The 22,927-nt window shown below is 53.4% G+C and carries 19 protein-coding genes and 1 tRNA gene; 7 read left to right on the top strand and 13 right to left on the bottom strand.

What is annotated here, in order from left to right; genetic code table 11:
- Positions 1-540: 540 nt before the first annotated feature.
- Positions 541-1,911: a tetratricopeptide repeat protein gene (locus F1728_RS21850; protein ID WP_155365842.1), complete on the bottom strand. Its 1,371-nt coding sequence runs from the start codon at positions 1,909-1,911 to the stop codon at positions 541-543.
- A 67-nt stretch (positions 1,912-1,978) separates the two neighbouring features.
- A complete protein-coding gene (locus F1728_RS21845) occupies positions 1,979-2,752 on the bottom strand; it encodes a tetratricopeptide repeat protein (protein WP_228030283.1) in 774 nt (257 codons plus the stop codon).
- A gap of 226 nt (positions 2,753-2,978) precedes the next feature.
- Between F1728_RS21845 and F1728_RS21840 the strand changes: the two genes are divergently transcribed.
- A tRNA-Gln gene (locus F1728_RS21840) sits at positions 2,979-3,049 on the top strand.
- Between the two features lie 156 nt (positions 3,050-3,205).
- Here F1728_RS21840 and F1728_RS21835 read toward each other — a convergent pair.
- Positions 3,206-3,439 (bottom strand): hypothetical protein, encoded by a 234-nt coding sequence (locus F1728_RS21835; RefSeq protein WP_145189804.1) that lies wholly within the window; start codon positions 3,437-3,439, stop codon positions 3,206-3,208.
- 243 nt (positions 3,440-3,682) lie between these two features.
- On the opposite strand from F1728_RS21835, the gene F1728_RS21830 reads away from it, so the two are divergent.
- On the top strand, positions 3,683-5,227 hold the full coding sequence (locus F1728_RS21830) for a sulfatase family protein (protein WP_155365841.1): 1,545 nt from the start codon (positions 3,683-3,685) through the stop codon (positions 5,225-5,227).
- Between the two features lie 123 nt (positions 5,228-5,350).
- Here F1728_RS21830 and cysC read toward each other — a convergent pair whose 3' ends face one another.
- Entirely contained in the window at positions 5,351-5,965 is a 615-nt protein-coding gene (gene cysC / locus F1728_RS21825; RefSeq protein ID WP_145189810.1) for an adenylyl-sulfate kinase, read from the bottom strand.
- Positions 5,966-6,333: 368 nt separating this feature from the next.
- Between cysC and hisG the strand changes: the two genes are divergently transcribed.
- Together hisG and F1728_RS21815 are read left to right on the top strand one after the other, a co-directional pair.
- On the top strand, positions 6,334-7,212 hold the full coding sequence (gene hisG, locus F1728_RS21820) for an ATP phosphoribosyltransferase (protein ID WP_149339647.1): 879 nt from the start codon (positions 6,334-6,336) through the stop codon (positions 7,210-7,212).
- A 42-nt stretch (positions 7,213-7,254) separates the two neighbouring features.
- A complete protein-coding gene (locus F1728_RS21815) occupies positions 7,255-7,905 on the top strand; it encodes an amino acid kinase family protein (RefSeq protein WP_155365840.1) in 651 nt (216 codons plus the stop codon).
- Here the strand turns inward: F1728_RS21815 and F1728_RS21810 are convergent.
- The 4 genes from F1728_RS21810 to tadA form a co-directional block, all read right to left on the bottom strand.
- The gene (locus tag F1728_RS21810) at positions 7,842-8,750 is read right to left on the bottom strand and encodes a phosphatidate cytidylyltransferase (RefSeq protein ID WP_155365839.1); all 909 of its coding nucleotides are present in this window, start codon (positions 8,748-8,750) and stop codon (positions 7,842-7,844) included. The two genes, F1728_RS21815 and F1728_RS21810, sit on opposite strands and share 64 nt — an antisense overlap.
- A gap of 6 nt (positions 8,751-8,756) precedes the next feature.
- On the bottom strand, positions 8,757-9,509 hold the full coding sequence (locus F1728_RS21805) for an isoprenyl transferase (protein ID WP_145042922.1): 753 nt from the start codon (positions 9,507-9,509) through the stop codon (positions 8,757-8,759).
- 240 nt (positions 9,510-9,749) lie between these two features.
- A complete protein-coding gene (locus F1728_RS21800; RefSeq protein WP_145042924.1) occupies positions 9,750-9,950 on the bottom strand; it encodes a carbon storage regulator in 201 nt (66 codons plus the stop codon).
- 319 nt (positions 9,951-10,269) lie between these two features.
- Positions 10,270-10,785, bottom strand: a complete 516-nt coding sequence (tadA, locus tag F1728_RS21795) for a tRNA adenosine(34) deaminase TadA (RefSeq protein ID WP_155365838.1) — start codon at positions 10,783-10,785, stop codon at positions 10,270-10,272.
- A gap of 210 nt (positions 10,786-10,995) precedes the next feature.
- On the opposite strand from tadA, the gene F1728_RS21790 reads away from it, so the two are divergent.
- The 3 genes from F1728_RS21790 (at position 10,996) to F1728_RS21780 (ending at position 15,656) form a co-directional block, all read left to right on the top strand.
- Positions 10,996-12,423 (top strand): right-handed parallel beta-helix repeat-containing protein, encoded by a 1,428-nt coding sequence (locus F1728_RS21790; RefSeq protein WP_155365837.1) that lies wholly within the window; start codon positions 10,996-10,998, stop codon positions 12,421-12,423.
- Between the two features lie 189 nt (positions 12,424-12,612).
- Positions 12,613-13,905 carry a Gfo/Idh/MocA family protein gene (locus F1728_RS21785; protein WP_155365836.1) on the top strand — a complete coding sequence of 431 codons (1,293 nt, stop codon included), beginning with the start codon at positions 12,613-12,615 and terminating at the stop codon, positions 13,903-13,905.
- Positions 13,906-14,129: 224 nt separating this feature from the next.
- Positions 14,130-15,656, top strand: coding sequence for a hypothetical protein (locus tag F1728_RS21780; RefSeq protein WP_194242467.1), 1,527 nt, complete (start codon positions 14,130-14,132; stop codon positions 15,654-15,656).
- A gap of 107 nt (positions 15,657-15,763) precedes the next feature.
- On the opposite strand, the gene F1728_RS21775 is transcribed toward F1728_RS21780, so the two are convergent.
- From F1728_RS21775 to F1728_RS21755, 5 genes are all read right to left on the bottom strand, one after another.
- Positions 15,764-16,876 (bottom strand): hypothetical protein, encoded by a 1,113-nt coding sequence (locus F1728_RS21775; protein ID WP_155365835.1) that lies wholly within the window; start codon positions 16,874-16,876, stop codon positions 15,764-15,766.
- 147 nt (positions 16,877-17,023) lie between these two features.
- A complete protein-coding gene (locus F1728_RS21770) occupies positions 17,024-17,626 on the bottom strand; it encodes a golvesin C-terminal-like domain-containing protein (RefSeq protein WP_228030282.1) in 603 nt (200 codons plus the stop codon).
- 387 nt (positions 17,627-18,013) lie between these two features.
- Positions 18,014-19,861, bottom strand: a complete 1,848-nt coding sequence (locus tag F1728_RS21765; protein WP_155365834.1) for a polyprenyl synthetase family protein — start codon at positions 19,859-19,861, stop codon at positions 18,014-18,016.
- A gap of 83 nt (positions 19,862-19,944) precedes the next feature.
- Positions 19,945-21,804, bottom strand: a complete 1,860-nt coding sequence (locus tag F1728_RS21760) for a prenyltransferase/squalene oxidase repeat-containing protein (RefSeq protein ID WP_155365833.1) — start codon at positions 21,802-21,804, stop codon at positions 19,945-19,947.
- A gap of 45 nt (positions 21,805-21,849) precedes the next feature.
- On the bottom strand, positions 21,850-22,887 hold the full coding sequence (locus F1728_RS21755) for an ATP-binding protein (protein ID WP_155365832.1): 1,038 nt from the start codon (positions 22,885-22,887) through the stop codon (positions 21,850-21,852).
- Between the last annotated feature and the right edge of the window lie 40 nt (positions 22,888-22,927).

Here is a 22,927-nt window from a genome sequence, read left to right as displayed (position 1 = left end):
ATGCTCCAACGTCGATGTGTAACTCGTCTCTTACAATTTCAGACGATCAACTTCGTTCCTCTAAGATCTCCCCGATTCTGGAATCAGGAGCTTCATGCCCCCTTTCAGAACCCGGTCAATCCGAACGATCAGGTAAAAACCTGATACTGTTCTCCCCCCTGGCCCCGGTCGGATGTCAAACTGTTCCGATTATCCGGGTACAAGCGGTTATTCTGATCTTTCGGAATAATCACGTTGTTAAGTTGAGACGAAATATGCTAATCGTAGGGGTGGTCCGAAATGCGGTGAGATCAACGCCCCTGCAGGGGAGAGCATTTTAAGACGTAAGTGTTTAAATATATAAAACTTACTGCACGTGATGTGTGTTAATAACAACAGGTGTTTCTGGAGACGGCGATTCCAAAATTAATAGAAATAATTTTGGCCATTTACAGGGAAATCCGGCGTGAGAATGTAAACACACGCACACATCGGGTGAAGAACGCGTCTGAAAGAGAGACAGATGTGCCAGATTGGGTAAGCACAGCGGTTTGCGTCAAATCACTTGAACCAGATGGTGTCCGCTTCCCATTTTCTGTTGACGGGGACCAGCGTGGTGAGGGTACGACCGTTTTTCATTTTGATCTTGGCCTGAATTCCATCTCCGACCTCTTCGATCGTGACAGAATGGACAAGCTCCTCAGGAGTTGCGCTCGCGGCCTGCTCTTTTGCTTCGGCCAGGGACTCTTTGGTAATCCGATCGCGGAGTCGTTCGGTGAAGAAGGGGCGCATTGATTCCACATCGCCCGCCTGAATGTATTTGAGTTGCAGGGCGATGATCTCCCGGGATTTGGTGGTTAACTGCTTAACCAGTTCGGCTTTCTGTTCGGGAGTCAGTGGTTGTTTCCCCGGATTCGCGAGAACGACGCGGGCTGATTTTAACTCTTCGATCCATTTTTTCCGATCTGCCTCGCTGAGCGGGAGCTTCCGCGTGACGTAAGCGAGCCGATGGATGTCTCGTTTGCCTCGGACAATTCGATTGATCTCATGTTGTGCGGGAGTCTTATCGCTGGCCGCTACTTTCCACTCGAAGATGACATCATCCTGACCATCGGAGATCACAGTCCAGGTTTCGACCTCATAAGACTGTTCAATCAGGGACTTCATGCGTTTCATCATGTCTTCTGCCGAGGTTTCTTTACCCAGTTTAAACAGTCGCTGTGTGGAAAAGAGTTGCTGATATTTCTGGACGGTCTCCTCGGTGGTGACGTACTCGGTCAGGGCACTGGTACCATTCATCAGCCGATACCCGACCCGCCAGTCCGGTCCCAGTTCGAACTCCATTGTCTGCAGAGCTTTGGTGTATTCCGCTTCCAGCCCCCGCGTATCGATGACCGCGAACAGACTGGCATTCCTCAATGTCAGCCACATGAATCCGTAAGTCAGTCGTGTATCTGCTCCCTGCTCCTGCTTTCTATCCGGAGGCCCCAGCAGTTTCAGTACTTCGACCTCAGGTGTTCCGACATTGAGAACGCCCTGCTTATCGAAAAAGCTCCAGAACTTCAGGAATTGCTGCATGGCATTCTGGTTTTTCAGATCCAGCAACACCGCTTTACGCACTTCAATCCAGGCGAGACTGCCTTGTGAATCTTCGAGGTAGCTGACACTGAGCAGATAATGCAGCATGCTGTTTTCAGGCTGCAATTTTATGGCCGCCTGAAATTCAGCGATCGCCTTTTTCCAGTGTTTCTGCTTCAGATAGGTCTGCCCCTGCTGGGCGTGTTTGAGTGCCTGGGCTTTCTGTGCCTGCTCCGTCTCGGCAGAGGGCTGATTCTCCTGGTCTTGCGCCGGAAGTCGCGACTGATTCGTCAAGCAGACAGAGAGCAAGGCTGTCCACAGACAAACGATTGAGAGCGGCGAATGCAGATTCATGATGAGCTTTTTCCCTCAGTCTAAGACGCTTTCGGCTGAAAGTGAGCCTGCCAGAACAGGCAGAGAGCTATTTTTGATTCTCGGGAGTCGAAATTAATTGTAACTCCAGTCGCCCCGTGTGCCACATGTAATTGGGTCCGAAGCCGGCCCGGGGGCCCCACTGATTGTCGACCGCCTGCTGCAGGTAGGTACGTGCTTTCGCTTTACGGCCGTGCAACGATTCATTCAGGCCGATATAGAGATTCGCATAAAACAGGCGTTTTTCCCGTTCCTGATCGCTGATCTCAGCAGTGTTGATGGCTTTCAGGATCGCGTCTGGAGTTGTTTTGCCTTCAAACAGGCGATACAGATCGGGAAAGGGTTCGCGGTCATCCTTTTCGTACTTCAACAGTCCTTTTTGAGCCGCCCCGGGGCCCTTTGCCTGGAACTGGGAGAAAAACCGCCAGATCCCGTTCTCGCGATCGACGTTATCAAACGAGTGATAGATTTCGAACTGCCGGGCAGCGTCGGCGTACTGTTTAGCGTAATAACAGGCAATCCCCCGTCGCCAGTGAGAGGTTTTGATTGAGGGATCGAGTTCGACCATCTTGTCGTAATCCGCGACGGCCTGTTTGAACTGCCCCAGAAAAAAGTAAGCGTCTCCCCGCCGGGAATAGAGGGCCGTCTCCCGGGGCGCTGCTTTGATGCGTTCCGAGAGTTCCTCAATCTGCTGCTCGAGTTCCTGCTGCAACGCTTTCTTCTGTGCTGTTTTATCTGCGGACGCTGGTTGGGGATCTGCATGGACCGGCGGGGTGAGTCCCGGGAGGCAGAGCATCAGGCTGCAAAGGATCCAAAATCGCATGGAGAATGCTTTCTGTGTCGAACTGGTGACTGTTACTTTATTCAGTGAACCTGCTGATCTCCTATAGTGTCATACTCTGAGCGCAGGTAAAAGAGCTAAGCAGACTGAAAAGAATAGAAAATTCTCGCCCGGATCGACTTGGCGTACAGAGAATTTTTCGTATAATGCCTCTTAGTGCTACAAGTGACGACGCCTGCACAGCTTAGCGAACTCACTCACAATTTATTGCCTGATAGTGTAACGGTAGCACGAATGACTCTGACTCATTTAGTCTAGGTTCGAATCCTAGTCGGGCAACTTGAAAAGTCCTGAACCAGCAATGGTTTAGGGCTTTTTTTATTGATATGAGGCAACGAGGCCCAAGCTGGACCTGCAGGCCTCGCCCTTGTGCTTTCAACTGCATTCATTTCATACACAGAGCAGAGCCTCTGCTTCTAATCAAGAGTGTCCCCTTCACCGCTGCTGTGAAATGATGATCAGCTTCCACTGAATCGGTCCCAGGTTTTCAGCGTGCTGGTGGTGGTTCTGTGGTGGAAAGGGATTGTCTTTGTTGGAAGCGATCTCGTCGCCGCAGGTTTCACAGCGATAGATGCCGGAGTGGGGGCAGATTTCACCCGGGTTGTGCAGCGTGTCGAATTCGGGCTGATCCGCGTGTTCGAGATACTCTTTGTACTTATAGAGCGCCATCTGATCTCTCCTTATTTAATAAGTAAGACTGAGATAAAAGGCAGGGGGCAACGTTGGTTGTGACTCTATTTAAAGCTTAACCGCAGAAATCCGACCTGCAAGATCGATTTCACAGTGGAGCGTGCCTCTGATGGTTTCGGGGAAACAGTCCTTGATTGACATTGCTCGATGCATTGTTGAAGATGAACTGGCCCGCTCAGGTTAATTACTCAATTCGAATTCTTTTGGTGAAGAGTCTCTATCATGCTCCGCTCTCTGCTTGCGCTTTGTCTGATACTCACGGCTGGTGTGTTACTTTCTCAGCAAGTCTCAGCCGCTGAACAGCAACCAAATATCCTCTGGATTATCGCCGAGGACATGGGTCCGGAACTCGGCTGCTACGGTACGCCTGAAGTCAAAACGCCTACGCTGGACCGACTGGCCGAACAGGGGATGCAGTTTCAAAATGCGTTTACCGTCACGCCCGTTTGCTCGACGAGCCGTTCGTCTTTCATGACGGGCATGTATGCGATGTCGATTGACGCTCACAATCATCGGTCTCATCGCGACGGCACCAACCCGCTGCCCGAGGGTGTTCGCGTCATCACCGACTGGTTGCGTCTTGCTGGCTACACGACTGCGAATATTCGCAACCTGACGAAAGATCGCAAGCTGGCCAAGTTCTATAAAGGGACCGGTAAGACCGACTGGAACTTCACCTATCCCAAAGGAAAGCAGCCCTTTGATCTCAAAGACTGGGATGAACTCAAACAGCATCAACCCTTTTATGCCCAGATCAACTTTTCGGAAACACACCGGGGCGGTGCCTGGAACTCGGCTCATGAGTATCTCGACTACCAGGTCGATCCGGAGAAAGTGCAAATCCCACCGTACTATCCCGATCACCCCGTGACCCGGGCGGTCTGGGCGCAGTATCTGAATACCGTGATGGCCGTAGATAAGAAGGTCGCGTTTATTCTGGATCTGCTCAAGCGGGATCAACTGGATAAGAATACGATCGTCGTGTTCATGGCCGATCATGGTCGCGCCATGCCCCGTGGTAAACAGTGGCCTTACGACAGCGGCCTGCATATCCCGCTGATCATTTACTGGCCCGAAGGAAATTCGGATCTGCCGGCCCCCGCCCAGTATCATCGAGGTGAGAAGAGCGATCAGCTGATCTCGTCCATCGACCTGAGTGCGACCACGCTGGCCCTGGCGGGCATCGAGAAACCATCCCGCATGCAGGGACAGGTTTTTCTGGGTAGCCAGACCGAGAAGCCGCGCAGCTACCTGTTCGGCGGACGGGACCGCGGCGATGAAACCGTGTTCCACATCCGCACGGTTCGCGACAAGCAGTTCCGTTATCTGAGAAACAAGTATCCCGAACGGCCGTTCCTGCAGATCAATCGTTACAAGGAAACCCAGTACCCGATCATCGGTCTGCTGCGTGATCTGGACGCGAAAGGGGAGTTAAGCGGTCCGCCAGCTGTGCTGATGGCGGAGACTCGCCCCCGCGAGGAACTGTATGACATCCGCAACGATCCCTGGGAGATCAACAACCTGGCTGATAACCCTGCTTACGCAGAGACAAAACAGCGACTGTCTGCCGCTTTGGATCATTGGATGGAGGAAATCGACGACAAAGGTCGCACTCCTGAAGATCCAGCGATCCCTGAGTTCTGGGACGAACGGGCGATTCGCGTCTATTCCAAAAACCTCAAGGAGCGCCCCAAAGACTGGTTCAAGTCGGCTCCCGGACTGGGTCCTTATAAACTCAAAGAGAAACAAGAGAAAGCAGACAAGTAAACCAGCCGGAGTTATCTGGCAGAGCGCAATAAAAAAACTCAGGCAGCGAGCTGCAAGCCTGAGTTTTTTTCATTCACACGTTTGTGTTATGAGCGATCACAACACAAGTTGTGTGCTGATCGGTTACGGATAGGTCAGGTATCCGTTGGATTCGAGGTAGGCGACGACTTCATCAGCCAGCTCATCGATGCCTTTTCCGTCAGAATCGAGAATCAGTTCTGCTTTTTCCGGTTCTTCGTAAGGAGCGTCGATACCGGTGAAGCCTTTGATTTCGCCAGCCCGTGCCTTCTTGTAGAGGCCTTTAGGATCGCGGCCTTCGCAGGTTTCCAGAGAAGCTTTGACGAAGATCTCGATGAACTCGCCATCACCCAGAATTTCGCGGACCTGATCACGGTCTTCACGGTAGGGAGAAATGAAGGCGGTCATGACGAGGATACCGGCGTCGGTGTACAGTTTGGAAACTTCGCCGATACGACGGATGTTTTCGGTACGGTCTTCAGGAGAAAAGCCCAGGTTCTTGTTCAGACCCATGCGGACGTTATCGCCATCCAGCACGAAGGTGTGTTTGCCTTGCTCGAACAGTTTGTGATCGACGGTGTTGGCGATCGTGCTTTTGCCGGATCCGCTCAAACCGGTGAACCAGAGAACGGCACCCTTGTGTCCGTTCTGCTGACAGCGTTTTTCTTTAGATACATGGTGTTCGTGCCAAGTCACGTTGGTGGCTTTTTGCTCGGCCATCGAGGAATTTCTCCTTACTCGTTCAAAAATATCTTTGGAAACAGGGTTTATCTGCAGATCTCTGCGGTGAAAACAGTGCAGAAATCGACTATTGTGAGTTGATGATTGCACGATCCTAGAGAATGTCCCCTGCCGATGGAAGCCCACAGATTGGGAATTTCTGCGAACATTCTCGTTCCGGACTACTGGAACTGCTGTTTTTGAGCTGTTAGAGTACGCGCAGGGAATGATTGCCGGCGAGCTCCGCAGTGGCAGGGTACATCAGTACCTCGCGTGTTCCGCCTGCATTCCAGTGACGGACCATACCTATAAATTGTTAATTGCCTATATCTTACGCTTCAACCATCGAACTCAGAAACACAGGAATCATGTCCGACAAGGTCTTAAAACTCGGTATTCCCGCGGGAAGTTTACAGGAATCGACGGCGGAATTATTCAAACGCGCCGGATACGTCATCAAATTTTCTTCCCGGTCCTACTACCCGACGATCGACGATGATGAAATCGAGTGTCTGCTGATCCGGGCGCAGGAAATGGCCCGTTACGTCGACCAGGGAATTCTGGACGCCGGCATCACCGGTCACGACTGGATCCTCGAGACAGGAGCAGACGTTCAGGAAATCTGCGAACTGCAGTTCTCCAAAGTCAGCCGCCGCCCCGTTCGCTGGGTACTCTGCGTTCCCGAAGATTCCCCGGTGCAGTCCGTCAAAGACCTGGAAGGCAAGCGAATCGCCACCGAAGTCGTCGGCATGACCCAGCGCTACCTCGAACAGCACGGCGTGACTGCGAAAGTTGAGTTCTCCTGGGGTGCGACTGAAGTCAAGCCTCCCAAACTGGCCGATGCGATTGTGGAAGTCACCGAAACCGGTTCTTCCCTGCGGGCCAATAACCTGCGGATCGTGGAAGAGCTGATGCAGAGCACGACCCGCTTCATCGCCAACAAACAGGCTTACGAAGATCCCTGGAAGCGCGAGAAGCTCGAAAACATCGCGATGATGCTCGAGTCCTGTCTGGCTGCGGAAGGCAAAGTCTGCCTGATGATGAACGTAGTCCGTACCGATCTGGAGAAGGTACTCAACCTGCTGCCCGCACTGCAGAAACCGACCGTCTCTTCATTGTCCGACCCCGACTGGGTGGCCATCAACACCATCATGGAAGAATCGGTCGTTCGCTCGATTGTACCGAAACTGAAATCCGCCGGTGCCTGCGGCATCGTGGAATACCAGATTTCCAAAATCATCGACTGATTCCAACCCGGAGAACAGTCCCGGCTCAAACAGGAACACAGCATGCCTGTCACCGTCATCAAAGTCGGAGGGAGCCTGTTCGATCTGCCGGACCTGGGGAACAGGCTGTCCCACGTGCTGGGACAGCTGGATGGTTCCCGCCCCCTGATTGTTTCCGGAGGGGGACGTACCGCCGACCTGGTCAGGGACTGGGATCGGATTCACAACCTGGGTGAAGAGCGTGCCCACTGGCTGGCCATCCAATCGCTGACGCTTAACGAACGTCTGCTGAATCAACTGCTGCCGGAATCGGAATCGGTCGACTCTCACGCCGCTGCAGAAGCAGCCTGGCGGGCGAACCGCATTCCGATTCTCTCGGCTTACGCCTACCTGTCGCGGCCTGCGGCTCAGTCACTGGAACAGGCGGAATTACCGGCTGCGTGGGAAGTGACCAGCGATTCGATTGCGGCATGGATTACGCTCAACTGGCCGGCTCAGGAACTGGTTTTACTGAAGTCGGTCGATCCACCTGAAGTGGAGACTACCTCTGAGCTCTGTGCCCGCGGGCTCGTCGATGCTTACTTTCCCCAGCTGGCGGATGAACTGCTCTGCCTGCGCTGGTGTAACCTGCGATCCTCGGGGGAGACGCTTCAACTGGCGACAGTCACCAGAGGCAGCAGCTTCCAGAGCAGGAACGCAACCGGTCCTGCATAAAGGGGACTGTCGAGCAGATCGAGCAGGCCGCCGAAACCAGGCAGCAGTTCCGCAGAATCTTTTTTGCCGACATCCCGCTTGATCAGCGATTCACACAGGTCCCCCACGAGACCGACAACGCCGATAATCGCCCCGAACAGAATGGACCAGTACCAGGCGGGGGCACTCCAGCTGTCGTTAAACAGGGAGGGAGTGAACTGCAGCCAGAGCCAGGCGCCGAGTGAAGCCCCAAAGATCGCACCGAAGCCGCCCATCCAGGTTTTTCCCGGACTCAGACGGGGCACGAGCTTCTTTTTTCCCCAGAGACGACCAAACGTATAACCGCCAACATCACCCAGCTTGGCACTGATGATCAATGCCCCCAGAGCGAGGTAACCAGTCTGGGGACCCACGACCCAGCGGAGTTCAGCCAGCATCGCGAGCAGAAAACCGACGTACGAAACTCCCAGCAGTTCGGCTCCCAGAATTTCCATGGTCTGGCCCGGCTCCTGAAAGCGAATCGCATTCTTCAGGAACAGTAGCAGAACGGAAATCGCATAGGTCACCGACAGTAGAGCCAGTGAAAGCGTCTGCGGATCATTCGCGCCGGTCTGCAGTGAAGGAATCAGCCAGGGCAACCAGGCCGCGTTACAAATCAGCAGCGAGAGCAGACAGACCAGCGGATAGCCCGGCTTCAGATTGCGGACCGTCAGCAGTTGCGTGATCTCCCAGGTTCCCCGAAGAATCAGGAGCCAGCAGAGTCCCAGTAACCAGGGGGCGCTGCTCCCCGCACGTTGATCGAGATAAAACAGACCGAACAACAGGGGAATCAGAGTTGCGGAAACCAGAAGCCGCCAGCCCAGCATGCTGCGTTATCCTTTCAAACCGCCGAAGCGACGGTCGCGAGCTGCGAAGTCACGGAGTGCCTGCCAGAAATCGTTGACGGAAAAATCAGGCCAGTAGGTTTCAGTCACCCAGAGTTCGGCATAACTGATCTGCCAGAGCAGAAAATTACTGACACGCATTTCGCCGGCAGTCCGAATTACCAGATCCGGATCGGGCATGCCTGCGGTGTAAAGATGCGAAGAGATCACGTCTTCGTCAATGTCTTCGGCTTTGAGTCCGCCCTGTTCGACTTCACTCACGATCGACTTCACGGCGTCCACGATTTCAGAACGGCTGCCGTAATTGAGAGCGAGACAGAGTTGCATACCGGTATTATTTCGACTCTCGTCTATGGTTTTGTCGACTTCCGCCAGCACATCTTTGGGCAGGTCTGAGCGACGGCCGATGGTGGAGAAGCGAATATTCTGCCGCATGATTTCTTCACGTTCGCCGATCACGAATTTCTTCAACAGCTGCATCAGCAGGTTGAGTTCGAGTGCGGGACGTTTCCAGTTCTCACTGCTGAGACAGTAAAGTGTGAGCTGTTCGATGCCCAGCCGCGTCGATTCTTCCACGACAGTGCGCACGCTGTTGACGCCCTGTCGATGACCTTCGATGCGGGGAAAACCACGACGCGAGGCCCAGCGACCGTTACCATCCATGATGATCGCGATATGCCGGGGCAGTTGGCGGGATTCCAGCCCCAGCGATTCCCCATCCTGTTCCGATATGGCGGGCACAATTTGCCTCACAATGTCTGATGATTGATTGAGTTTGACTTCTGGCCTGCTCGGGCAGACGGCTTGACAAGCGTGGGCAGAATCAGATCTGCCCTGTCTGTTTATTTTGAGCAATTTCGGCAAAAACGCCAAGGCTGCGCGGGGAGAAAGCACAGCATCTTTAAAGAATGAACCGTAGTTCCGGTTTCGTACAGATGTTCCAGGGTTAATTCCCTCCTGAAATCATCTCAGCGAAAAGAATCAGCCGCTGATCTGGACCGATTCGAGTTCTTCAGCTTCGAGGACGGGATCGAGGTAAACGGTTTCTTCCCAGTAAGCGGGTTCAGCCCCCGGAGATTCAATCGACAATTTGACGCGATCCTCAAACACTTCTAAGACTTTAACTACTGTATGTTCCCCAATGAGGATACTCTCATTCGCTTCACGAGAGATAATATGCATTCGCTGGCCTCAAAGAATTTTTCAGAATTGAATCTGTGAATTGTGAAAAGTTATTGTGTCGCTCATTTTGACGAAGTGCAATCAGAAGGACAAGCTGAAAGCATTCAAAAAATAAAACGATTTTTAAGGAGGTTTCTTTTGCTCGAATATCACTTGACAAAATTGATTTCAGAATATCTCCTCTTAATTTCATTAGCACATCATCGACATATCAACGATGCAGCATCATCACAGTGACAAGCGGTCGTACTCAAAAAAAATTCATCAATTCTACATGCACGTGACGAGCGCGTTTTTAAAAATAGTATCGGATCGAAAACTATTTTTTTCCCTGCGCACGTTTGTTGCGAAAGAACTCCTGCAGGATCGTACGACACTCATCCTGCATCACACCACTGATGACAACGCTCTGATGATTCAACCGTGGATCATTGGTGATCTGAAACAGTGAATGACACGCACCTGCTTTTTCATCGCGCGTCCCATAGATTACCAGGGGAATCCGTGACTGGATAATCGCCCCCGCACACATCGGACAGGGTTCCAGCGTGACGTATAACACACAGTCACTCAGACGCCAGGTCCCCAGTGACTCTGCGGCCTGGGTAATCGCGATCATCTCGGCATGTGCTGTCGGGTCGCTCAAGGTCTCCCGCTGATTGTGTGCCGCTGCGATTATACGATCCTGATAGACAATCACCGCACCGACGGGAACTTCATCTTCTTCGAACGCTGCCCGGGCTTCGTCGTACGCAAAACGCATCCAGCGGGTATGCAGCTGCAGCAGTTCGCGGTCGCCGGGAGTAAATTCGGATTCGTCGGGTCGATCAATCATCACAGTCACGCTTTTGAATAAGAAGGAGTTACCGTCTGCTGCTCAACATAATCCAGTCTCCGCGGAAAAGGAAGGGGGGCTCCGAGTGAATCTTGCCGGAAAGGAGTATTCTTCCCGACTCTGTTTGAGATTCGAGTGGGAATCCGCTTACAATATTACCGTCACTCTTACTTTTGAAATCTCTCCCGTGAATCATCAAGGTGAACTCCCATGCGCAGCATCGTGATCTGTGTTTCAACGCTGCTGGTTCTCAGCTGTCTGTTGATTATGTCTCCCAAGACGCAGTCTCAGAATCAGTCCAGCGAGAAGCCCCCGGCACTCGACACCACCGTCAAAGCCTTTGGTGCACTTGGGGACGGCGCAGCCGATGACAGCGACGCCATCCAGCGAGCCGTCGATTCAAAGCAGGGGCAGATCGTCTTTCCCAAAGGGGTCTACCGTCTGACGAAGACCATCACTGTTGACCTCGACAAACTGGGGCCGACGTCGATCAGTTCTGACGGCACCGCCACGATCATCAAGGCTGGCCCCGGCCCCGCGTTTCGTTTCATTGGCACGCATGAGGGAACCGCCAGCCCGCATACGGTGAAAGAAAACGTCTGGCAAAATCAGCGGTCCCCCATGGTCGATGGACTGGAGATTGTGGGCGATCATGCGGAAGCCTGCGGCATCGAAGCGACGGGCACCATGCAGATCACGCTCACGCGATTGACGATCCGTCGCGCGCTGCATGCGATTCACTTTACCAAACGTAACCGGAACGTGATCGTTTCCAACTGCCACCTGTATGAGAACCGGGGAGCGGGCGTGTATTACGATCACGTGAGCATCCATCAGTCGAATATCATTGGCTGTCATATTTCTTATAACGCCGGCGGAGGCGTGGTTGTCGACAAAGGTGACATCCGCAACATTCAGATCGGCACCTGTGACATTGAAGGCAACATGGGTGATGAAAACTCGAAACCGACGGCGAACGTACTGATCGATTCCGAAGGTGCGATGGTCGGAGAGATCGCGATTGTGGGTTGCACGATTCAACACGATCATAATGCTCCCGGTTCTGCCAACATCCGGATTAATGAAAATGCCCGTATTCGCCCCCACTCTAAAGAGCATCGGGACGGAAATATCACCATCGCCGACAATGTGCTTTCGGATGTGCAGACCAATATCGAAATCACCAGTGCCCGCGGTGTCACAGTGACCGGCAACACGATGTGGAAGGGTTACACGCACAATATCCGCGTTGACGACTGCAACAACATTCTGATCTCGAATAACGTGCTCGACCGGAATCCCCGCTATCACTATGGCGACGGAAGTACGGCCCAGGTCGGCATGCTGTTTACGAACTGTGACGGCTGCACGATCAGCGGCAACCATATCAACGGGACCGGCGACGAGCGGGTCGCTTTTGAAGTGCGAGATTCGCGACGGATGAATATCGTGGGTTGTTCGATTCTCGATTATTCCACCACAGGACTGCTGCTGAAGAACGTCTCCGAGAGTCGCGTGTCAGACTGCCTGATTTCTACCGATCTGCCCGACAGCGATAACGCCCAGGCGCTCGAGATCATCGGCGGTAAGGACAATCAAATCGTGAACAACCTTTATAAAAAGGTATCGCATAAGTAGAGTCCCTGGTTCACTAGCCACGCTCCCCTCATCGCATCAAAATGAGAGGAATACTCCGATCTGAATCTAATTGACTCAGGTCCGGGTGCTGCTATGATAAGCGGTCCCGCTGGATAACAATCAGGGCGATTTTCTGCAGGAAATCGCCGGTCATTCATATTATTTTTCCGTCGCTCGAGGAATCTGTTCATGTCGCAAATGTCACGTCGTCACTTTCTGAAAAAATCGGTTTACAGCGGTCTCTTCATGGGCCTGACTGCCAAGAGCTATCGCTCTACTTTCGCGGCAGTCCCCCCCAGCGAACGCGTGCGGATCGGCATGATCGGCGTTGGTAACCAGGGTGGCCCGCGGAACAACATGAAGTACTTCCTCAACAACATCGAAGCACTGTGTGACCTGGATCAGAATTACCTCGCCGAAGCAGACGCCTATCTGAAAAAGAACGCCAACAAGTCGGCCGTGAAGACAGACGATTATCGCCGACTGCTCGATTCCAAAGACATTGACGCTGTTGTCGTGACTGTGCCTGACCAGTGGCACGCCAAGATGACGGTCGAAGCCTGTCGAGCCGGCAAGGATGTCTACTGTGAAAAACCGCTGACACTCGTGGTTGATGAAGGTCCCGTGATGATTGACGCGGCACGGAAAAACAACCGTGTTGTCCAGACGGGCACCATGCAGCGCAGCGGCAAGGAATTCAAACTGGCCGTCGACTTGGTACAGTCGGGTCTCCTGGGTAAGATTCACACCGTGAACGTCACCCTGCCCGGTCCCAACTGGATCGCACGGGCCGGCAAGCCGGTTCCCGACAGTGCACCGCCACAAGGTTTCGACTTTGACCGCTGGCTGGGGCCGGCACCGGAGCGTCCCTACAACAAAAACCGGGTGCACTACCTGTTCCGTTTCTTCTGGGATTACAGTGGCGGCCAGCAGACCAACTTTGGTGCCCACCATCTGGATATCGCACAGTGGGGACTGGGGATGGATGAAAGCGGTCCCGTGAGTGCAGAAGGTTCGGCTACTTTCAATCCCGATGGCTGGTACGAAACTCCCGATACCACCAACATCAAATACACGTATGACAACGGCGTCGTCATGAACTGTCGCCAGGTTCCCGGCACCCCAAGCAAGAAACAGGGAACCGAGTTCGTGGGCGAAAAGGGAAGCCTGTTCGTCTACCGCGGCGGCATCATTGCGAATCCACCTGAGCTGTTGAAAGAAGTCGATGTGCCCAAGATTGTGAACCGTGATGCGAACATCGCGCACGTCAACAATTTCATTGAGTGCATCAAGACCCGCGAAAAGCCGGCCGCTGACATCAGCATCGGACATCGTTCCGCCACAGTCTGTCACCTCGGTAACATCGCCGTGCGGACCGGTAAGAAGATCCAATGGGATCCGAAACAGGAAACCATCGTGGGTGATGCTGATGCCGCTAAATGGCTCTCCAAGGAATACCGTAAACCTTACGAACTGGTGTAAGGTTGCTATATACGCGGTAGAAAAACACGATGGCCTCAGCACAGCGACTGGGTGGCACCGTTGGCTTGTCCAACGGTGTTCGCTCTGTCAATTCATTTCGTTTGAGAAATTTCGCTGCTGCGCGAATTTCTTAACTTTCTTCAGTAGCGGCCCGATTTTGATTCTGCTTACAATGAGGAAATCGTTCCTCCTGTTTTCCCACCTGATCAAGATCGAGTTTTCTCATGAAAATGCGCTTCCTGTTTTGCACTGCCGTCACCCTCTCTGTCCTGATTCTTACCGCTGCCGACACCAGCGCGGCTGAGACGCCCCAGGTGAAAGTCGGTTTCGCCGAGCGTGACATCACGCCGGAGATCGGCATGGAACAGCCGGGCGGTTACGGGAAATCGTTTCATCGTTCGTTTCACGATCCCTGCAAAACGCGGGCGGCTGTGTTTGATAACGGCACCAACGTGGTGGCAGTCGTCAGCCTGGATGCGCTGTTTATCCGCAGAGTCACCGTAGACGAAATCCGCGAACGGGTCGAAGCCAAATGCAAGATTCCGGCGAACTCGATTCTGCTGCACGCGACACACTCACACTCTTCCGGTCCGATGGGCATGATTCTGCCCGGCGAATACGATCATGCTTCGAAATTCGTGCAGGAACTGGCTTATGAAAAATCATCGACGGCTGACACTGCCTACCTGGAAACGGTCGTCGATCAGAGTGTGGAAGCGATCTGCGAAGCGTACAAAAAACGGAGTGCGTCTGAATGTGGAGCGGGTGTGGGGATTGAAGAACAGGTGGCCTTCAACCGCCGGTTCTTCATGCGGAACGGTTTGACCTTTACGCATCCGCGGCCCGGGAATCCGGATATTGTGAAACCGGCCGGTCCCGTCGATCCGGAAGTTGGCGTGATCGGCGTCTGGGATGAACAAGGGCAGCTCAAAGGGTGTATCGTGAACTTCGTGTGTCACGCCACAACCAACCCGGGCGGGATCTCGGCCAATTACATCTATTATGTGGAACAGGTGATTCGCGGCTTCTTCGGGAAAGATGTGACGCTGGTCTTCCTGGCCGGTGCGTCGGGCGATGTGACGCAGGTGGATAACCTTTCGAAATATCAGCGACGCCCCAGTGAAGAGTCGGCCCGGTTTGTAGGCGGACGGATTGGGGCCGAGGCGGTGAAAGTACTGCTCTCGATGCCACGTGGCAACTTCAAAACGATTGCCAGCAAAGTCAAAATGCTGGAGATTCCCCGCCGCAAGCCGACGCCCGAACATGTGGCCGAGGCGGTGGAAGTCGTCAAAGCGGGGCCCGCGAAGTCGAGCGCGACCGACTGGATCTTCGCGAAAGAGACCGTCCTGCTGGATGCCCGGCTACAACAGGAGCCGGTAGCGAAAGTGGAAGTGCAGGCGATCCAGATCGGCCCGGTGGTCCTGTTGACCGATCCCGCGGAATTCTTCTGCCAGCTGGGTCTGGACATCAAAGCGGGCAGTCCGTTTCCGATCACGTTCCCGGTCTCACTGGCGAACGGTTGCGTCGGTTATGTGCCCACGAAAGAGGCGTTCGACAAGAACGGAGGCGGCTACGAAACCCGGCTGACCAGTTACAGTAACCTGGTCACCACGGCGGGTCCCCAGATGGTTGAAGCGGCGGTGGAACTGTCTAAACAGTTGACGCCGGACGAACAGCCCGAGCGTCCTGCGGCACCGGCGTTCAATAATAACCCCTGGGCTTATGGCAGCCTGGCACCGCAGGTTGATTAGACCGCGAAATCATTGAAGTTTTTTTTGCTACCACGAAAAGCACGAAAGACACGAAAAAAGCAGCATTAAGGACTGTTTAAACAGACTCTCCTTTGATGATCGAATCATTATTTTTTTGAGTTCTTTAATTCATTGAATTCTTGCTCGAGTTTTTTCATATAAACTCGATTATTTTGACTCACTGCTGAAAATATATGATTCCGAAATTCCTGTTGTTCTTTTGTAAGAAGTGTTTCATCTGCACGTATTGAGTACAAGTAGCTTTGCCACTTCAAGGTATTAATAGCCGCCTTGTAGTAGAGGGTTGAATCCTGATATGAATTTTGAGGAACCATTTCTACTTCTGCATTATCCGAACACCTTATAATCTTTGTCCCAACTCTTCTAAAAATCGCCCCGACTCCTTTTTCATAATCCAAGCTATTCTGTTTCACATAATCACAGTCGTACAAACTAATTAGTTGATCTGTCAAACCATCTTTAAACATTGGTTGATAGAATTCTTGGCAATTCAGTCCGACTGGGTATTGCAAAAATGGACGACTGATTTTGCTTTTGCCCTGTGTAATATCATGTCTAAATATTAAATCGAATTCGTCATAGGGCTCAACCCAAGCATATTTTGAATATGGGAAACCTATTTCTTTCGAAAACAAAAAATCAAATGAAAGGTTTGTAAAATAGTAGTTATTAACTACTAGAGAAAATGCGCTTGGTAAGTATCCGAATAAAAGTGTATCGGCCCCTGGCACTGATAATTTTTCAATAGCGGGATCGGCCTTCGAAATAAATAATGCTCGATCTTTTTGACCTAAACGAGTTGAGATATGAAACTTGGGTCTTATGTTAGTGATATTTCGATTGAGTTGATTGAATCCCAACCACAATCCAATACGAACTTTATCAAACCAATCTAACAGCAAACTCACATCATGTACTGAAATCTTCTGTTGGTTAAATAACTTTTCAAATATCTGCTTCGTATTTTTTTCCAAGTCTGAATAATTATGATTGCATTTACTGCATGCAGGAAATGTGAAAGCGTCGAATGCAAATTCTCTCCGCGTAGAAGAGTTTCCATTAGATATATTGAATCCGAAGAATGCTTTTCTTTTAGGATCACCGGTTAAAGCAATCAGCCAATGAGGAAGCACATGCTCTTTCGTTTTTTCTTCTGGTTGCTCACCACAAAAAATACAATACTTTGCCAATGCTTCCACTCCTTATCAATCCCAACTCCCTGCATTTCCAAGATACTAATACAGACAGCGGTATTTAGGAAATAGTACACGTACAAGAGAAAACCATCCCAACCTATTCAGCCCACTCAACGCAGCTATCATCACGCCACAAATCAATGCGATGATTTATTCGCCGACATAAATGAACTGGATGGCGTCGGCGATGACGTATTTGCCGTCGGTGCCTGCGTTGGAGATTTTCACCCAGCCTGATTTGCCTTTGACGAAGTGATAGGTGCCCAGGGTGCGGAACAGTTTGTTGTGCGGGGGGATCTGCTGCTGGTTGATGCGGATTGTTTTTTCGCCGGCGGCGTGGTGGATTGTGACCGGTGTGTTCGTGGATCTGCGGATGTTGTAGCAGTGCGACATCCGGACTTCGTAAGGGCCGGACTTAGGAAGATCGGGAGTGAAGATGACCGCTTTCTCCCCCTTCCCTTGTTTCTGATCGTGCAGATAGCCGAGCCCGACGTAGGGGGGCGTGTGCGTGGAATACTGCCAGGTGCCGACAAGCCTGGCCTGGGTTTCATCGACGACGATGCCTTTCAGTTTTGTGGGATCGGGCACGATGAAGGGGACGAGTTCAGGTTTATCGACTTCGCCGGGGGCGTGGGTGTTGGCGACTGCGTCGGGGTGAGGTTTGAGTTGGGGCGTGGGTTCGCTGGAATGGATGGGTGCTGGTTGTATTGAGAGGCAGGCCAGGAGGATCGTGGCAATGAGTGTGGGTTTCATGAGCGCTGTTTTCTGTGAGCGGAATGGGAGTGGCAAGGTACCATGACAGGCTTCTCTGAATGACTCAGGCACAGTTGGCTTGTCCAACTGTGGCACCCGGTAGTTCTACATTTGAAGGGGCCATACCAAAGTCGTTTCAACCCGGGCTAACGCCCTGCGGCTAATGGCGTAACCCCTGCCCTGCTTGAGAGCCTGGGGTTGGTTGATCAGTTCAACGTTATTCTTTTTACCGGCTTACCGGCGGCTGGCGTTTTGCCGCTCAGGGTGAGGCGCGTTTACTAACCCGTTGCTCTTCTTCTCTGTAATTTCCTGCTCTCTGCGCTCGGAAGAATTCTATTCGGGCTCAGCCGTGATTCATAATTGCAAACTCAACACACGGTGATGCAACTAGGCGATTGGTTGTGGCATCAGAACTGGGAGATCGGGTTTGACCTCGGGGGTTTCTTCGGCCAGTACGGTTTCGCAGAAGAATTTCAACAGCTGTTTCAGGTCTTCGTTCTGGACGCTCTCGGCCAGTTCTTCGGCCCGGTCTCGTGACTTGTCAACCAGGACTTCGGCTTTCGTGAAGACATCACAGGCTTCATAGATTTTCCGCAAGCGGTTGATGCGTGCGTAGTCCGAAGGACCGCCGCCGTTGAGAATTTCCTTGAGTTCGGCTTTCTGCTGTTCGTCGCCGGCCTGCAGGGCCAGGGCGAGTAACAGGGTAGGCCGCATCGCCAGGGCATCCTGACCGGAGATGAGCTTGTTATTGTCATCGCCGCGCCAGTCTTTGAGGTCGTTCAGAATCTGGAAGCCGACGCCGATCTGGCGCGAGAAGGAAGAGATCAGTTCTTCATACTCGTTGACGGAGCCTGTCATCCGCACGCCGGCATAGAGGGCGGCTTCGAATGCGGGGGACGTTTTGAGTGCGTAGATCTGCAAGGCATCCAGCGGGGAGAGTTCGAAGGTCTCGCTTTCCTGCCAGGCCATTTCCGCCCCCTGCCCTTCACAGAGCTTGAGATGTGCGGCGGCCATTTTTTCGACCAGGTCCGCGGCAGCTTCAGCACCGATGTCGGCCCGGGCTTCGTTGAGCAGCCGGTAACCGATGCCGATCAGGTAGTCGCCGATGTTGATGGCCATGCCGGTGCCGTGCTGACGGTGCAGGGTTTCCTGACCGTAACGGTACTGGTCATCGTCTTCGATGTCGTCGTGAATCAGTGACGCTTTGTGGAAGACCTCAATCGCCATCGCAGCTTTCTGCACGCCCAGCGGATAAGTCTGACTGTTGTCTGCTGCCTCGTCCTGTTGTGCCTTGATCAGAGCATCGTAGGCCGCCAGGGTGATGAAGGGACGGAAGCGTTTGCCGCCATGCTTGAGCCATTCGTAAGCGATGGCTTCGGTCTTGCCCAGCGGTGTGCGGGCGGCGGCTTCGGTTTTTGTGCGAAGCGGAGGCAGAATTTCGTCAAAGTGTTCTTCGAACAGCGAGTTGGCGGCCCGCATGGTGGGCAGATAGCTGCGGGTCAGCGGCTGTTCGAGTGGTTCATATTTCTCGAGGACTTCCCAGATCCAGGGCTCGTCCATCTTGGTGTTTTTACAGTCACCGGAATGCAGGGGGACGGCGTAGGAAGGTACGCCGGCGATGAGGACTTTGTCGATCGACTTTTCCAGCACGTTGAGACAGGCGACCCCGAGGATGCCGTCCACGTAACCGCCGACGATGATCTTGAGGACCACGGGCGAACCTTCGGCGACGAGCACCTTGTAGCCCAGCTTTTCGGCTTTGACTTTGTAGTCAGCGATGGAGCAGGCGCCGCATTTTTCGCAGTCCAAACCGAACTCATCGTATTCCGCGGGACAGCCTTCGGCATGTTTCAGGCAGTGCGGCAGGAGGAGCAGACGGCGTTCGAAGGGAATCGCGAGGAACTGGCGTTTCCAGAAGAAGTTGCCGATCAGCACCATCATGAAGCCGAGGAATTTTTCGGGCTGTTCCATTTCCGCCAGCAGTTCGCGCGACCAGTCTTCCAGCATCGCCTTGGTGAAGGGATTGGAGCAGTCGAGACGTTGCACGAACTTCTCGGCTTCTGCTTTCATCTCTTCGCGCAGCGCAAGGGTTTCCGGCACCGCCTTGAGATGGCTGGTACTGCGGCGTTTTCTTTTGACCGGTTTGGGATCTTCGGAAGCACGGCCCTCAGCTTGATCGTGAGCGGGGACGCGTTTGTCTTCGGAACTTTCCTGGTCTAAAGGCGCAATGGACACGGAAGACTCCTCTATGGTTAGTATCTCATTCGAGTGGTAACACAATGAATGTAGAAAATCAGGCTTGAGAACGCAGGTGGGACCTATTTTTCCTTTACGGACATTATAGGGGAATCTGCTGCATCAAGCGACAATCTAAATTTCTCATCCGGACATTTTTTAAAAACCGTTTCCGCCCTTTGCAAAGCAGAAACAGAGAAGATAACTGGATAAAGTTGTTCGAAATACCAGAGCTTGGCAAAGTAAAACCCGATGGGTGTGGTTTCTGTATAGGTGCCTGCTTCGACGCGATCGAGCAGCCAGCCCAGCCCCTGTTGCAGGCAGGGATTCTCCAGTGATAGCCCCACGGACAGCAGAGCATCGACGGCGAGCGCTGTCTCTTCCACGCTGGACGGTGCGCCTTCCGCGCCGCCCCAGCCGCCATCGGGATTCTGTACGCTTTGCATAAACTGGATGGCCTGTTCCGCCTGGGGCGTTGTACGACGTTCTTCGTGTGCATAGGCAGCCAGCACGCGTGCCGTCCCGTAGACCGGGTTCTCGTCATCATCGACATGCTGATTACCGAACCAGAGTGGCAGCCAGGAACCGTCGGGCCTCTGCTGGGCGGCGAGGTATTTATAGCCGCGTTCGATGGCCTGGGTTGCCCGAGTGCGTAGAGTGCTCTCTTCGGCTGTTGCTTCTGTTTTGAGCCAGGCTTCCAGCGCCCGCAGGACGTGTGCCGAGATGTCTGCGGCACTTTGGTCGAAGGGGAGCGTCCCCCAGCCGCGACAGAAAGTAGGCCAGCCGCCGTTGGAATTCTGCAGATCGAGCAGCCAGTTGACGCCGTTCCGCAGAGAGGTCTGCAATTCGGGTGAGGCCTCTTCGGCTTCCTCAGTCTGCAGGTTCAACAGAGCCAGAATGGCGCCGGGGGTATCGTCGGCATCGGGTACGCCGCCGGGGAGATCGGTCCAGGCCCAGCCTCCGGGTTCGGCTGCGGTGTAGGGATGAAGTTCGGTGTATTGCTCTTGAATCAGCCAGTCGCGAATCGGTGCTTTTTCGAATTCCGACAGTGTGCCTTCCAGGGCGTTGACGGACAACGTCGTCGTCCAGGTGGCGAGGTTGGTGTCGATGGGCCAGCTGCCATCGGGTCGTACGGAGTCGAGCAGGAACGCGAGTCCTTTCTGCACGACTGGATGATCGACGAGTCCCATGCCGGCCAGACTCATGGTGACGAAACTGGTCAGCGGCGCGGCTTCGAGAAAGCCGCCGTTCTCGGGTTGAATTTCAATCAGCTTTTTCAGACTGCGTTTGACAGACAACTTGCGAATCAGCCGCAGAATCGGATTGCGGGGCTTACAGAAGTGGTGCCTGACCTGACCGATGGCGATCAGTGCGGGCAGAGCGTAGCTGACCACGGGGAGCTTGACGGTTTTATAAAAGCGATGCGGCAGACAGGAGAGTTCAAACGGAAGCGCGGGAATGGTTTTCCATTTGACGAGTCCGGCCAGGGCGCAGTGTGTGAGGATCGGCACGGAAAACGTTTTGTCTTTGCCGTAGCGTTCTACGACAGCGGTGACGCCTCCTACCCGGTCGATATATTGACGGGCGTTGACAACGTGGGAGACATAGTGCTCTGTGTTTTTCGTCGCATGAAAGGCCGCGTGACAGAGCATCGTGGTGGAGATATTGCTGAAGCTCTTAATGGTGTCACCCCAGCCGCCATCGGGGTTCTGGTGCCGGGCCAGCCAGCGGATGCCCTGTTCGATGTAAACGTTGAGCGAATCATCTTCGGCGGGACGCTGTCGACGGATCATCTCAAGAGCCATGATGGCGGTGGCTGTCGAGAGAGCTGAGGTCGAGAGTTCTCCTTCCCAGTGGCCGGCGGCATTCCGGGCACTCAGCAGGTAATCGCGAACCCGCTGCGAAGCTGCCTGCACGCGTTGGTAGGAGATGGTCTCACTCATTCAGGTCTGTTCCTGCTGGGAGTTTCGTATGGGAAAGGAGAACGTTTAAATATCGAGTGCATCCAGGTTGTCCATCAGGTCCTCCAGCTCTTCATCGGTGGCCTTGGAGACCTTGGAAGACTTGCGGAGACCGACTCCCATGCCCACGGCATCGCGTCCGTCCGCCACCAGTTCTGCATCACGTTCCCGGGCCGCCATCTCGAGTGCATCAGGGGCCCCAAACAGTTTGGAAAGATCAATTTTCAGACCGGCGACTTCACCATCCGCGCCGGCAATGCCCGGCGTTTTATGACCGGGGAAGATAATCGCATTCTCGGGACAGACACGACTGCAGGCCGGACAACCCTTTTTGCAGCTGTCCTGTTCTTCAACCAGGATCTGTCCCCCCTGGTCGACGCCGTAAACGCCAAACAGGCAGAAGTCGATGCACTCCATACAGTTCGTGCAGAGGCCGTAATCGATGACCGGATACCAGCGGCGTTTGGTCGGTTCCAGTTTGACGTCTTCTGCTGTTTCCGCGGCGTTGTTTTTGTCGGCGTTGATAATGTCCAGCGGCTTGAGATACTTTTCCAGTTGTGCCGGCTGAGGGGCGGACTGCAGCATATCCATCAAGGGGACGGTCTGCACCTGGGATTCGCCGGCGATACGTTTGATTTCCTGGACGTAGTCTTCGGGCCTGGAACTCACTCGGAGGTCGATCGAGTAGATGTGTCGATCGGGGATTGTTTTCTTGCGTTCGGGATTTTCGAAAGGTGCGTTCTGCTTCTGTTCCTCTTCTTCGTCTTCATCCACTTCTTCTCTGAGCAGGACGTGCCCTTCCTTGCCGCGGACTCCCTGGCGATCCAGAATCCAGTGACAGGCACGGGGATAAAGCCAGGAGAGGATCACCAGATCCCCCCGCAGTGCCTGCAGGAAGAGGGTGCCGGTATGGTCGGCGGAAAGATCGTAGAGATGGGGAACCAGCGAGACTTCGATCTCGGGTTCCATCAACAGTGTGGCGGCGAGAGTCTCTTCGAGCTCACGTTTGGCGGGATTTTTCCCCTGAGCCTGAGAGATCACCACTGTTAATTTTTTGTCAGCCATACTGAAAACCTTTTCAACGCGAAACGATACTCAATCCACA

The sequence above is a fragment of the Gimesia benthica genome (assembly GCF_009720525.1).
Lineage (GTDB): Bacteria > Planctomycetota > Planctomycetia > Planctomycetales > Planctomycetaceae > Gimesia > Gimesia benthica.
This window is presented reverse-complemented; position numbering and strand designations above follow the sequence as displayed.